The 14,035-nt window shown below is 56.5% G+C and carries 11 protein-coding genes; 8 read left to right on the top strand and 3 right to left on the bottom strand.

What is annotated here, in order from left to right:
* Window positions 1-677 (top strand): SIS domain-containing protein (locus tag P1U71_RS12420; RefSeq protein WP_301105927.1); only part of this gene is annotated, 677 nt, incomplete at its 5' end.
* A 3-nt stretch (window positions 678-680) separates the two neighbouring features.
* On the opposite strand, the gene P1U71_RS12415 is transcribed toward P1U71_RS12420, so the two are convergent.
* From P1U71_RS12415 to P1U71_RS12405, 3 genes are all read right to left on the bottom strand, one after another.
* Window positions 681-1,985 (bottom strand): cyclopropane-fatty-acyl-phospholipid synthase family protein, encoded by a 1,305-nt coding sequence (locus tag P1U71_RS12415; RefSeq protein ID WP_301105926.1) that lies wholly within the window; start codon window positions 1,983-1,985, stop codon window positions 681-683.
* A gap of 264 nt (window positions 1,986-2,249) precedes the next feature.
* Complete coding sequence (locus P1U71_RS12410) at window positions 2,250-2,750, bottom strand: PAS domain-containing protein (RefSeq protein ID WP_301105925.1); 501 nt, start codon at window positions 2,748-2,750, stop codon at window positions 2,250-2,252.
* A 31-nt stretch (window positions 2,751-2,781) separates the two neighbouring features.
* The gene (locus P1U71_RS12405) at window positions 2,782-3,711 is read right to left on the bottom strand and encodes a cation diffusion facilitator family transporter (protein ID WP_301105924.1); all 930 of its coding nucleotides are present in this window, start codon (window positions 3,709-3,711) and stop codon (window positions 2,782-2,784) included.
* Window positions 3,712-3,910: 199 nt separating this feature from the next.
* On the opposite strand from P1U71_RS12405, the gene gabD reads away from it, so the two are divergent.
* The 7 genes from gabD (at window position 3,911) to gltX (ending at window position 14,025) form a co-directional block, all read left to right on the top strand.
* Window positions 3,911-5,392, top strand: a complete 1,482-nt coding sequence (gabD, locus tag P1U71_RS12400; protein ID WP_301105923.1) for an NADP-dependent succinate-semialdehyde dehydrogenase — start codon at window positions 3,911-3,913, stop codon at window positions 5,390-5,392.
* Between the two features lie 69 nt (window positions 5,393-5,461).
* On the top strand, window positions 5,462-6,817 hold the full coding sequence (gor, locus tag P1U71_RS12395; RefSeq protein ID WP_301105922.1) for a glutathione-disulfide reductase: 1,356 nt from the start codon (window positions 5,462-5,464) through the stop codon (window positions 6,815-6,817).
* Between the two features lie 146 nt (window positions 6,818-6,963).
* Window positions 6,964-8,343, top strand: a complete 1,380-nt coding sequence (locus P1U71_RS12390) for a class II 3-deoxy-7-phosphoheptulonate synthase (RefSeq protein ID WP_301105921.1) — start codon at window positions 6,964-6,966, stop codon at window positions 8,341-8,343.
* A 12-nt stretch (window positions 8,344-8,355) separates the two neighbouring features.
* Window positions 8,356-9,510, top strand: a complete 1,155-nt coding sequence (locus tag P1U71_RS12385) for a hypothetical protein (RefSeq protein ID WP_301105920.1) — start codon at window positions 8,356-8,358, stop codon at window positions 9,508-9,510.
* A gap of 103 nt (window positions 9,511-9,613) precedes the next feature.
* Window positions 9,614-10,951, top strand: a complete 1,338-nt coding sequence (locus tag P1U71_RS12380) for an MFS transporter (RefSeq protein WP_301105919.1) — start codon at window positions 9,614-9,616, stop codon at window positions 10,949-10,951.
* 81 nt (window positions 10,952-11,032) lie between these two features.
* On the top strand, window positions 11,033-12,697 hold the full coding sequence (locus P1U71_RS12375; RefSeq protein WP_301105918.1) for an NAD+ synthase: 1,665 nt from the start codon (window positions 11,033-11,035) through the stop codon (window positions 12,695-12,697).
* Entirely contained in the window at window positions 12,697-14,025 is a 1,329-nt protein-coding gene (gltX, locus tag P1U71_RS12370) for a glutamate--tRNA ligase (RefSeq protein WP_301105917.1), read from the top strand. The genes P1U71_RS12375 and gltX overlap by 1 nt, the downstream gene beginning before the upstream one ends.
* Window positions 14,026-14,035: the final 10 nt, after the last annotated feature.

Below are 14,035 nucleotides of genomic sequence, written 5' to 3'. Positions count from 1 at the left end.
ATTTCGTCTTCCATACGCAGGCGGGGCCGGAAATCGGCGTTGCCTCCACCAAGGCTTTTACCTGCCAGTTGGTGACGCTCGCCTGTATCGCCATCGATGCGGGGGTGAAGCGCGGCACGATTGATCATGAGGAGGAGGCGCGGCTCTGTGCGGCGCTTTCCGAAGTGCCGGCACGCGCCGCTGAAATTCTCGATAGTGATGAGAATATCAAGGCCCTTGCCGAGGCAATATTCGAGGCACGCGACGTGCTCTATATTGGTCGCGGGACGGGCTATCCCATCGCACTGGAAGGCGCGCTGAAACTGAAGGAAATTTCCTATATCCATGCGGAAGGCTATGCGGCGGGCGAACTCAAGCATGGCCCCATCGCATTGATTGATGAAATGGTGCCGGTGATTGTCGTGGCCCCAAGCGATCCTTATTTCGAGAAAACCGCGAGCAATATGCAGGAAGTGATGGCGCGGAATGCCCGGGTGATCTTTATGTCCGACGCGGCGGGGATCAAACAGCTTGGCGGTCGCGCGCTTGGCTCCATTGAGCTACCGACGGTCGATCCGTTCGTCGCCCCGATCCTTTACGCGATCCCGGTGCAAATTTTGGCGTATCATGTCGCGGTCCTCAAAGGCACTGACGTTGATCAGCCCCGCAACCTCGCGAAATCGGTGACGGTGGAGTAGGGATTATTCCGCCGCGACGCGGGCGGGGTTGAGTTCGTTTTCCTCAATCTCGCTGATATAGTCTCGGGTCAATGGCAGTTCTTCCAGGTCCTTGGAGAGCTGTATCTGGAACACGACAAGGCCGCTGTTCCGGAAGGAAACCTCGCTCGCCGAGAGATAGAAATCCCACATCCGGCAGAAGCGATCATCATAAATCTCCCGCACCATGTGGATCTTCTCATGGAAGCGCAAGCGCCAGTCGCGAAGCGTCTCGGCATAATGCAGGCGCAAAACCTCGATATCCGTAACATAAAGCCCGGCCTTCTCAATTGCGGGCATGACTTGCGAGAGCGGCGGAATATAACCGCCCGGAAAGATATATTTCTGGATCCAGGCGTTGGTCGGTGAGGGGCCATCAGCGGTGCCGATGGTATGGATCAGCGCGACGCCATCATCGGTCAGAGTCGATTTTACCTTACGGAAATATTCCCTGTAATGGGGCACGCCCACATGCTCGAACATACCGACGGAAACAATGCGATCGAATTTCTCCGTCACATCACGGTAATCGGTGAGGCGATAATCAACCTTCGTCGAGAGCCCCGTCTGGCTGGCCTTTTCCTTTGCATAGGCAAGCTGGTTTTTCGAGAGCGTCACGCCGGTCACCTGAACATCGGCATTTTCCGCGAGAAAGCGCGCCATGCCGCCCCAGCCGCACCCGATATCCAGCACTTTCTGCCCCGGTTTCAGCGCAAGCTTCGCCGCAATATGCGCCATTTTTTGCAATTGAGCCTGCTCAAGGCTGTCATCCGGCGTCTTGTAATAGGCACAGGAATACTGCCGGTTCTCATCAAGGAAGAGATCGTAAAACTCGTCGCTCAGATCATAATGATGGGCGACATTCTTGAGCGAGCGGCTTTTCGGGTTGAACTGGTTGAAGAACCAGTAGAAGCGATAGGCGAAATCGCCAAAATTGACCAGCAAATTGCGCGAGCCCCAGCCGAGGTTCCGGGTAAAAAGATAGAGAAGGTCATAAATCCCGCCTTCCTCCATCGTGAGGTCGCCCTCCATATAGGCCTCCCCAAGGAACAGCTTGGGGTAGATCGCAATCTTGCGCGCCGCCTTTCGTGAATGGATGCGGATTTTTACGGTCGGGCCGGGTTCCGTTCCCTTATAGAAATGTTCCTTGCCGTCCGCATCATAAACCGTGAGCTGGCCCTGCTGGACAAGGTGTTTGAGTATTTGCGATAATAGGAACATATCAACTCCTGTAATCTGGTCCGCCTCACGGGAAACGGTCGGACGTTTCACCTCTAAGGCGGAGGACACTCCGCAGTTGTCTCTTATTTTCAATTAGGTCTCAATTCATGTGCCACATACACAGCGCAAGAATATGCCAACCTATATTGCGGCCTCCCGTACTCTTACTCTAACTCGTTTTCGCTATTGGTATATTCGCTAATTCTGAAACCTTGCAGAACCAAAATCAAGCTCATTTTCGGTGATTCAGGCGGATTTTTCCATCAATCGGTGAAAAAATATATCGATTCTAACGATGGACGGGGCTCATTTTCGGCCAGGTGACGGGCGGAATCAGTCACGCAGCGAGATCGCCCCGAGCAGGAAACCGACACTGCCATCATCGCGCAGGAGCGGGCAATCCACGGTTTCGAACTTTGCGTCCCGCACTCCCAGAACCTCGACAATGCCCTCGCAGCGGCCAGGTTTTTTGCCTTCCACCAGCATATCCATATAGCTCGCAAACCGGCGCAGTTCCGGGAGCGGGCTGGTCAGGGAAATTTCGTGGCCGCGCAAGGAAACGCCGATGATATCGACAACATTCTCCCCATTCAGCCGGTGAAGATACTGACCGGGCGCGACCGCCTCGATCAGATAGAGCGACGGGGCAATCGTCCAGTGACGGGAAATATCGAAGTCCGTTCGCATCGGCAGGCCGGGCTTGAACTCCTCCCACCACTGATAGAGCTTGCTGACGGCGGGTGTTTCGAAATTATCCGCCGAGGTAACATCATACCGGTATATTTTTTTGAAATTGTCAGATCGGGCGTCATCTTCAACAGCAATCGCTTCCACTTAATTTTTTTCCTTTTTTATTTTTGTACCTTTAAGCAGAATTTACGCGAATATGCGACAAGAAACTTTGTGCCTCGATAAAGATGCGCTTAACATTTGGAAACTGCTGTTTGATCTGGGTTTCAAAATCACTGACCGCGGCCTCAACTTCTTTCGAGTCAAGGGCATCGGAAAAATCAATGCTGACATTCACCAATATATCTGTCGGCCCCATATGCATGGTAAGAAGTTCGTTCAGGCTGACGATGCGGCTGTCATTACTGAAGATTTGTTCAATTCCTTCAACAACCTCCTTGCTCGCGCCCTCTCCGATGAGCAGTCCCTTGCATTCAATGGCAAGCAGAACGGCAACAGCCGCAAGAATGGCCGCAATCACGACGGAGGCCACCCCGTCAAGTTCCGGGATACCAAGATACTGGGCAAGGAAAATACCGACAAGCGCCGCGACAAGCCCCAGCATCGCCGCTGTATCCTCAAACAAAATGGTGAAGATGGTCGGATCCTTGCTGCGGCGGACTTCCTGCCAGAGGCCCCGTTTACCCTTGACGCGATTGAATTCGAGGTAAGCGACGGTCCAGGCCCAGCCCTCGAAGATGATGGCAAGGCCCAGCACGACATAATTCCAGGTCGGATCGGTGATCACTTCGGGATGGCGGATATGCTTGATCCCCTCATAAAGGGAGATGCCCGATCCAAGCGCGAAAATCAGGATGGCAACGACGAAGGCCCAGAAATAAAGCTCCGTCCCGTAACCGAAGGGATGCATTTTATCCGGCTTTTTCGACGCTTTTTTGAGACCATGGAGCATCAGGATCTGATTGCCCGTATCGACAAGCGAATGCACGCCCTCGCTCAGCATTGCGGAACTTCCGGTAAAGAACGCCGCCGTGAATTTCGAGATGGCAATCAGCGAATTGCCCGCCAGTGCTGCATAGATAACTTTTTTCGATCCACTCGCCACAGCACATTCTCCGCAATAAAATTGGTCGGTATTTCTGCGCCAGACTAGGGCACTTGCATTCTATTTTCAATGGAACCCGCGCTAAAATCAAGAAACGGTTGAGGATCGATGATTGACTATTAGATATTGTGGCATAAACTCCGGCTTCGGTCACGGCGTTGCAGGCCGCGCACCGAAACCCCAACCCAAGGAGCTCACCATGCTGGACAAAAACACCAATCCTCTTAACCTGAAGGATCCCGAGCTGTTGCGGATGCAGGGACTTGTCGCCGGAAAATGGTGCGATGCGGACAGCGGCAAGACGCTGGAGGTGACCAATCCGGCAACCGGTGAGGTGATCGGCACCGTACCGGAAATGGGCGCAAGCGAGACCCGCCGCGCGATTGAGGCGGCGAAGGCCGCCATGCCTGCCTGGGCCGGCAAGACCGCCAAGGAACGGGCGAACATCTTGCGTAAATGGCATGATTTGATGCTGGAGGCGACGGACGATCTCGCAAAGATCATGACCGTCGAGATGGGCAAGCCGCTGGCTGAAGCCAAAGGGGAGGTGGCCTATGCGGCCTCCTTCATCGAATGGTTCGCCGAGGAAGGTAAACGCATCTATGGCGATACCATCCCCGAACATCAAAGCGACAAACGCATTGTCGTGATCAAACAGCCGATTGGCGTGACCGTCGCGATTACTCCGTGGAATTTCCCGATCGCCATGATCACGCGAAAGGCCGCGCCCGCGCTCGCCGCCGGATGTCCGATGGTGATCAAGCCCGCCGAACTCACCCCTTATTCCGCCTTTGCCATGGCGGTACTGGCGGAGCGGGCGGGGATACCGGCGGGTATTCTCGGCGTTGTGACGGGTGAGGCGAAGGATATCGGCAAGGAAATGACGTCAAATCCGTTGGTGGCCAAGCTAACCTTCACCGGCTCGACCGCTGTAGGCAAGCTGCTAATGGAGCAATGTGCGGGCACGGTCAAGAAAACATCGATGGAACTCGGCGGCAATGCGCCCTTTATCGTTTTTGATGACGCCAATCTCGATGAAGCGGTCGAGGCCGCGATGGCATCGAAATACCGCAACGCCGGGCAGACCTGTGTCTGTGCCAATCGTATCTATGTGCAGAAGAGCATCCAGGACGCTTTTGTTGCGAAACTGACCGAAAAGGTCAAATCGCTTAAAGTCGGCAACGGCCTTGAAGAGGGTGTCATGCAGGGTCCGCTGATCACCGAAGCCGCCGTCAAGAAGGTGGAGGATCATATCAAGGACGCGCTTGATAAAGGCGCAACGCTGGCCGTGGGCGGGCATCGGCACGCCCTTGGCCAGACCTTTTTTGAGCCCACGATCCTGACCGGTGTCACGCAGGACATGAAAGTCGCCCGCGAAGAAACCTTCGGTCCCATGGCGCCGATTTTCACCTTCACGGACGAGGCAGACGTGATTGCGATGGCCAATGATACGGAATTCGGTCTTGCCGCCTATCTCTGCGCGCGCGATATCGGCCGCATCTGGCGGGTGAGCGAAGCGCTGGAATATGGCATCGTCGGCATCAATACGGGCATTATCTCGACGGAAGTTGCACCTTTTGGCGGTGTAAAACAATCCGGTATCGGCCGGGAGGGTTCAAAATACGGCATTGATGATTATCTGGAGATTAAATACATGTGTATTGGCGGCATCGACAGCTGATCGCCGATACAAATTCCGGGGCCGCGCCAACCCGATGCCGTAAGGGCATCCGAGTATAGGAAGAATAAAGTGGAATTCGATTACGACCTTTTTGTCATCGGGGCTGGCTCCGGTGGTGTCCGTGCCTCGCGCATCTCCTCCAGCCTCGGCGCCAAGGTGGCCATTGCCGAGGAATTCCGCGTGGGCGGCACCTGTGTCATTCGCGGCTGCGTGCCGAAAAAACTACTGGTCTATGCGAGCCATTTTTCGGAGGATTTCGAGGATGCCGCCGCCTATGGCTGGACGGTCGGCAAGCCGACCCATTCCTGGGAGACGCTGATCGCCAACAAGGACAAGGAAATCGACCGGCTGAACCGCATCTACCATACGATCCTCGATAACAATAATGTCGAGCTGTATCAGGGCCGCGCGACACTCGTTGATCGCAATACGGTGCGGGTCGGGGATAAGGAAATCACGGCGAAATATATCCTGATCGCCACGGGCGGCGCGCCGGTCATGCCGGATGTGCCGGGGATCGAGCATGCCATTTCCTCCAACGAGGCGCTGCATCTGGAAGAGTTCCCGAAACGAGTAATTGTCGTTGGCGGCGGTTATATCGCGGTCGAGTTTGCCGGCATTTTCAATGGCCTCGGCGCGGAAGTGACGCAGCTTTACCGCAGCACGCAGATCCTGCGCGGCTTCGATAAGGATGTGCAGAATTTCCTCGCGGACGAGATCCAGAAAAAAGGCATCGATCTGCGCACCCATTCGAACCCCGCAAAAATTGAGAAAACCGACAGCGGCCTTAAGGTGACGCTGGAGGATGGCGATGTGCTGGAAACCGATGCGATCATGTATGCCACGGGACGCCGCCCGAATACGGCAGACCTCGGCCTTGAAGGCATCGGCGTGGAACTGAAAGAGAACGGCGCGGTGAAGGTCACGCCGGATTCCCAGACGACCGTTGACAACATATACGCCGTCGGCGATGTCACGGACCGGATTGCACTCACCCCCGTCGCCATTCATGAAGGCATGGCCTTCGCCGAGACGGTCTTCGGCGGTCGGCCGCGCGCGATGGATCATGAAAATGTCCCCTCCGCCGTCTTTTCCCAACCGCAGGTGGGCACTGTCGGGCTGAGCGAGGAGGACGCGCGCGAAAGATACGGCGAGGTTGATATCTATAAATCCGACTTCCGCCCGATGAAGCAGACGCTGACCGGCGGCACGGAAAAAGCCTTCGTGAAGCTGATTGTTGATGCAAAAAGCGACATTGTCGTTGGCGCGCATATTGTCGGGTCCGACGCGGCGGAGATTATCCAGGCCGTCGGCATCGCGCTCAAATGCAAGGCGACGAAGGCGCAATTTGACGCGACCGTCGGCGTTCATCCGTCGCTTGCCGAGGAGATCGTCACCATGCGGGAGAAATTTGTCGCTGCCTGAGGCGGGCCCTATTTCATCAGGAACACGGGAAATCGGCCGGATTTTTTGACTAAAATGTCGAAAAAAGGCCGGTTATCCATTGCGTAAACCATAAAAGGCTGTAGATAATAGCTTTTTTGAGCGAATGAGATTTAAGGAATATAGAGATGTCTAAAACCTGGACCCCTGAAAGCTGGAAACAAAAGCCTGTGCGCCAGCTGCCAACCTATCCGGACATCCAGGCCGTTGAAGCGATCGAGAAGGAGTTGAAATCCTTTCCGCCGCTCGTCTTTGCGGGCGAAGCACGGAACCTGAAGAAAAAGCTGGCCGAGGTGGCCAATGGCCGGGCCTTTCTTCTTCAGGGCGGCGACTGCGCCGAAAGCTTCGCTGAATTCCATCCCGATAACATTCGCGACACCTTTAAGGTTCTCTTGCAGATGGCCGTTGTCCTCACCTTCGGGGCGAACTGCCCAATCGTGAAGGTGGGCCGCCTTGCCGGCCAGTTTGCCAAGCCGCGCTCTTCCGATACGGAAACGGTGGGCGATGTCGAGCTGCCAAGCTACCGCGGCGATATCATCAACGGTTTTGAATTTGATGAAACCTCCCGCGTGCCTGACCCGGCGCGGATGCTGAAAGCCTACTCGCAGGCCGCGTCAACCCTCAACCTTTTGCGGGCTTTCGCGCAAGGCGGCTATGCCGATCTGCATCAGGTCCATAGCTGGAACATGGGGTTCGTCGCCAGTGGCGCGCAAGGGGATCGCTACCGCGAGATGGCGGACCGCATTCATGATGCACTCGCCTTTATGGAAGCCTGCGGCGTGTCCTCAACCAACACCCCGGAAATGGGGCGGACGGATTTCTACACCTCGCATGAGGCGTTGCTGCTCCCCTATGAGCAGGCGCTGACCCGCGTTGACAGCACATCGGGCGATTACTACGATACCTCCGCCCATATGCTGTGGATCGGCGATCGCACCCGCGATCCGGATGAAGCGCATGTTGAGTTCCTGCGCGGGGTTGCCAACCCGATCGGCGTCAAGGCCGGGCCGACACAAACGGCCGATGGCCTGCTCCGCCTGATTGATGCGCTGAACCCGGAGAATGAGGCGGGCCGCATGACGGTCATCTGCCGCTTCGGCGCGGATAATGTCGAGAAACATCTGCCGGAGCTGATCCGCAAAATCGAGCGGGAAGGGCGGACGGTTGTCTGGTCCTGCGATCCGATGCATGGCAATACGATCAAGTCCACGACCGGCTATAAAACCCGCCCCGTTGACCGCATCCTGACGGAAGTGCGTCAGTTCTTCGATGTGCATCAGGCCGAAGGTTCCTATGCCGGTGGTGTTCATTTCGAGATGACCGGACAGAATGTCACCGAATGCATCGGCGGCGCGTTCGAGGTCACCGAGGAGGGCTTAAGCGATCGGTATCACACAGCCTGCGATCCGCGCCTCAACGCCAATCAGGCGCTGGAACTCGCGTTCCTGATTTCCGAAATGATCAAGAAAGAAAGGGGAAACGGGACGGCCATCGCTGCCGCCTCGTAATCTTCGACGGATATGACCAGTCAGACGCCAGTAGCCAAACGGGAGGCGGTGGATACATCCATCGCCGACCATACCGACCAGTATTTTAACAAAACCAAGCGTGTTATCGGACAATTTGGCGATAAAACAGTGACTTACGCTGTTTTTATGCGACGCCCGGTTATCTTCTGTCCGCAGATCATGCTCGACTGGCTGGACAATATCGCAAAGATGCGCGACCACAGCTTCAAGATCGAGCCTTGCTTCGCGGAGGGAGACTGGGTCGGCGCCGGTGAACCGCTTATCTATATCACCGGCAGCTTTCATGATCTGGTTGATCTGGAAACGCTTTATTTGCAGAAGCTCGGCTCGGCCTGCGTTGCCGCCTATAACGCCTTCACCATGTGCTCCCATCTGCCCGAAGCGAGTTTTCTCGCCATGGACGCGCGTCACTGCGCCGGGAGTGAGATGGCCGATATGATGGCCTATGCAGCTTCCGTCGGGAGCCGCGCCGCGCAGAAGGAATTCGGCGCCGTTGGCTTCATCGGCAATGCCAATAACGAGACAGCGCATTATTTTGGCAATGACAGGGGGCTCGGCACCATGCCGCACGCCCTGATCGGATATGCCGGAAGCACGCTCCGCGCCGCCGAGATGTTCCATGAAAGTTTCCCCGATGATCCGCTCACCGTTCTTGTCGATTACTACGGCAAGGAAGTCACCGATGCGCTGGCAACCTGCAAGCGGTTTCCGGAATTGGCGGCGGAGGGAAAGATGTCCGTCCGCATGGATACCCATGGCGGACGCTTCATCGAAGGGCTCGATCCCGCGACGTCTTATGCGGTGCTGGAACGCTATATGCCGCGCGGTATTCGCCAGTACCGGTCGGAGCAGGAACTGAAATGGCTGGTCGGGACGGGCGTTTCCGCCGCCGCGATCTACTCCATGCGCGAAAAACTTGATGACGCAGGGTTTGACAAGGTCAGGATTGTAGCCTCCTCCGGCTTCTCGGTGGAGAAATGCCGGATCATGGGCAACATGAAGGCGCCGATCGATGTTGTGGGCACCGGATCGTTCCTGCCGGAAATCTGGCCCGAGACTTACGCGACCGCCGATATCATTTCCTATGACGGCGTTCCCGGTGTCAAGGTGGGCCGGGAATTCCTGCTCAAGAAAGAAAAATCCTGAACATCCGGTTTTGAACAGGAAACGTCGCTTTTCAATTAGCGTGACACCCTGTTTGTAACCACAAGCGGATAAGAATAAGCCCTCTTTTTATGAATGTTTGGCCATGTATGCTGCAGTAATAAATTCCTGGCCACTCCTCCTTGGACTGGGCTTCCTCATGGTCGGAAACGGCCTGCAACTCAGTCTTGTCGGTATCCGCGCCTCGCTGGAAGGATTCCCGGCTGCCGTGACTGGTCTGGTGATGTCGGGTTATTATCTCGGCTTCCTGTTCGGATCGGTGATCACGCCCAAGATTCTTGCCAATGTCGGTCATGTGCGGGTGTTTGCCGCGCTGGCGTCGCTCGCCTCCTCGGCAGCGCTGATCTATGTGGTTTTCGTTGATCCTTTTGTCTGGGGCGCGATGCGGTTTGTGACCGGTTTCGCCTTTGCGGGTCTTTATATCGTCTGTGAAAGCTGGCTCAATGACGCGGCGACCAATGAAACCCGTGGTCAGCTTCTCTCGGTCTATATGATCATCATGATGGGCGGGATGGCACTCGGTCAGGTTTTCCTGAATGTGGCGGATCCAGGCGGCTATTCGCTCTTTATATTCGTATCCGTGCTGGTTTCCCTGGCCCTTATCCCGATGACGCTCACGGCAAACCCGGCCCCCAACTTCACGGCCAGTACCCGGCTCAAGCTGAAAGAGCTATATAAAATTTCCCCTCTCGGGGTTATCGGCATGTGCGCCCAAGGCGTCATCGGCGGTGCCTTTTACGGTATGGCGGCGGTATATGGCGATAATATCGGCCTGTCGGTTGCGCAAATTTCCAGCTTTATCAGTGTTTCCATCCTGGGCGGTGTTCTCCTGCAATGGCCTGTCGGGCGGTTCTCGGATAAATTCGACCGGCGTATGGTTCTGATGATTACAACCATGCTGAGCGGCGGGGCCGCCTTGCTGGCCATGTATGCCGGAGAGGAAAACAATTTCCTCCTGTTCCTGGGAGCGGTCGCGCTGTTCGGCGGCTTTTCCGTGCCCCTCTATTCGCTCTGCATTGCCTACACGAATGATTATCTGGAGCCGGACAAGATGGTCGCGGCCAGCAGCGGCCTGATGTTTGCCAACGGCGTCGGCGCGATTTTCGGCCCGCTGATCGTCGGTCAATTTATGACAATCCTCGGCAGTATGGTCTTCTTTGGCTGGATCGCAGCAGCCCATATCGCCATTGGCCTGTTCGCAATTTACCGGATGCAGATTAACAGACCCCTGCCGATGGAAGATCAGGGCACTTTCGTTGCCATGCCGGTTCGCGCCGGGGCGGCAGTCGCCACGCTTAACCCGGAAACCGAAGAATGGGTCAATGACGAGCCCCCCGCCTATAGCGACGCAGAAACGGATGAGGACGCGGAGCAGACGGAAATCATGGATGACGGACCGGCTCTCGGCTCGAATAATCCCTGAATTTCAATTTTTTAGCTGCTTTTCACCGGAAAAAGCGATCTAGCGATTGCTGCGCGCGTCAAGGCGGGGTAAAAATCCGTCATGACTGATCATTTAAAAATTGCATTGGCGCAGGCAAACCCGACGCTTGGGAATATTGACGGGAATGTTACGCTCGCCCGGGCCTTTCGCGAAGAGGCGGAATCCCTCGGGGCGGATATCGTTGTCTATCCGGAACTTTTCCTGACCGGTTACCCGCCGGAGGATCTGGTTGAGAAGCCAGCCTTTCAGCGTGCCGTGCAAAAGGCGATGGAGGAACTCGCGGAGCTGACCCTCGATGGCGGACCTGCCATGCTGATGACCGCCCCTCTGGTGGAGGAGGGCAAGCTCTATAACGCCGTCTGCCTGCTGGAGGAGGGGAAAATCTCCGCCCGCCGGTTCAAGAACAATCTGCCGAACTACGGCGTTTTCGATGAAGTGCGGATATTCGATGCCGGACCGCTTCCCGGGCCAATCCCGTTCAAGGGCGTGCGCCTGGGTGTCATGATTTGCGAGGATATGTGGTTCCCAGAAGCTGCTGAATGCCTGGCCGAGACCGGCGCGGAGATGTTGATCGTCCCGAACGGAAGCCCCTATGATCACATGAAGTCTGACGAGCGGCTCAATCACGCGGTCCATCGGGTGACGGAGACGGGCCTGCCGCTGATCTATCTGAACCAGATCGGCGGGCAGGATGAGCTTGTCTTTGACGGCGCCTCCTTCGTGATGAATGCCGACCGGTCGCTCACTGTTCAGATGCCGGGCTGGAAAGAGAACCTGGTCGTGACCGACTGGCGGCGTCAGGAGGATGGAAGCTGGAAATGCGAAACCGAGGAACTGACTGACCCCGGTAACGATCTGGAGCGGATCTATCACGCGATGGTGTTGGGCCTGAAGGACTATGTGGAGAAGAACCGCTTTCCGGGCGTTGTGCTCGGCCTGTCCGGCGGGATCGACAGTGCCTTGAGCGCCGCCGTTGCCGTCGATGCCCTGGGGGCCGAGCGGGTCCATTGCGTCATGATGCCGTCGAAATACACCTCAACCGAAAGCCTTGATGATGCGGCGGAATGCGCGCGGCTATTGAATGCCAAACTCGATACCATTTCGATTGTACCCGCAGTTGAGGCCTTTGATCAGATGCTGAGCGAACCTTTCGCCGGGCTGGAGCCGGATATCACGGAGGAAAATATCCAGTCGCGTATTCGCGGCATGACCCTGATGGCGCTCTCCAACAAGCTTGGGCATATGGTGCTGACCACCGGCAACAAGTCGGAAATGTCCGTCGGTTACGCCACGCTCTATGGCGATATGTGCGGCGGCTATTCGGTGCTGAAGGATGTCTACAAGATCACCTGCTTCAAGCTGTCGGACTGGCGCAATAAAAATTTCTCCCCGCTCTTCAAGGGCGCGCCGGGTCCGGTGATGCCGCAAAATGTGATCACCAAGCCGCCGACGGCGGAACTTCGCGAAGACCAGAAGGACGAAGACAGCCTGCCGCCCTATGAGATTCTGGACGGCATCCTCCATGGGCTGGTGGAGGAGGAGAGCTCCTTCGCGGAACTGGTCGAGGCCGGGTTTGACCCCCACACCATTGCCCGTATCCAGAACCTGCTCTATATCGCCGAATATAAACGCCGTCAGGCCCCGCCCGGTGTCAAGATTTCTACCCGGAGTTTCGGCCGCGACCGGCGCTATCCGATTACCAACGCCTTCAGAGACAAGCGATAATGATCAAACTACGATTTGCGCCGAGCCCTACGGGATATCTGCATGTCGGCAACGCCCGCCTTGCCCTGATCAACTGGCTCTCCGCCGCAAAAGAGGGCGGGGAGATGATCCTGCGTCTCGATGACACCGACGCGGAACGTTCGACCGAGGAATATGCGCTCGCCATTCAGGAAGACCTCAAATGGCTTGGCCTTGACTGGTCGGATCTCAAGAAACAGTCAGACCGGAGCGCCGCCTATACGGCTGCGTTCGAGACGCTGAAAGCCGCAGGACGGCTCTACCCCTGCTATGAGACGGGGGAGGAACTCGACTATAAACGCAAACGCCAGCTTGCCCGCAAGCTCCCGCCTATCTATGACCGCGCCGCACTTGAGTTGACCGAAGATGAGGTCGCCGCTTTCGAGGCGGAGGGACGCAAACCCCATTGGCGGTTCAAGCTCGATCAGCTTGTCATCCGCTGGGAGGATATGGTGCGCGGACCCGTCGAGGTCGATGGCGCGAGCATGTCGGACCCGGTGCTGATCCGTTCGGACGGCCGACCGCTTTATCATATGCCGTCCGTCGTTGATGATATCGATTTTGGTATTACCCATGTCATCCGCGGTGAGGATCATGTCAGCAACACCGCGCTGCATATCCAGATATTCGAGGCCCTTGGTGCAAATGTTCCCATATTTGGTCATATTCCGCTTCTGACCGGGCCGGATGGCGGGCCACTATCAAAACGGGAAGGCAGCCAGAGCCTGCGCGAGATGCGCGAAAATGGCATCGAGGCCATGGCGCTGAATAGCCTGCTGGCGCGCCTCGGCAGTTCCGATAATGTCGAGATCCGCCATTCGTTGAAGGAGATCGTTACCGGGTTCGATATAACGCATTTCAGCCGCGCGGCGGCGAAATTCGATCCGGCGGAGCTGACGAACTTGAACGCCAAGCTCTTACATGAGACAGATTGGGCGGAAGTGAAGGACCGGCTTTCGCTTGAGGGCGCGGGTGAGGCTTTCTGGCTCGCCGTTCGCGGCAATCTCACCAAACTTGCCGACGCCAGAGACTGGTGGCACGTGGTCACGGGACCGATGACCCCGGTGATTGAGGATGCAGATTTCCTTAAAAGCGCGGCGGCGGAACTGCCCGACGGCGAGATCACGAATGAGACCTGGAAAGCCTGGACAACGGCGGTGAAGGAGAAGACTGGCGCGAAGGGCAAGGCGCTTTTCATGCCGCTCCGCCTCGCGCTCACCGGACAGCCGCACGGGCCGGAGATGAACAATCTGTTGCCCCTGATCGGCCGGGAAAATATACTCGCGCGCCTGAACACGACCGCCGACTGAGTTTAAGGAA

The organism is Sneathiella sp. (assembly GCF_029233945.1).
In the GTDB taxonomy this organism is placed as follows: domain Bacteria; phylum Pseudomonadota; class Alphaproteobacteria; order Sneathiellales; family Sneathiellaceae; genus Sneathiella.
The sequence above is the reverse complement of the archived record's forward strand: the minus strand, read 5'-3'. Positions and strand labels throughout refer to the sequence as shown.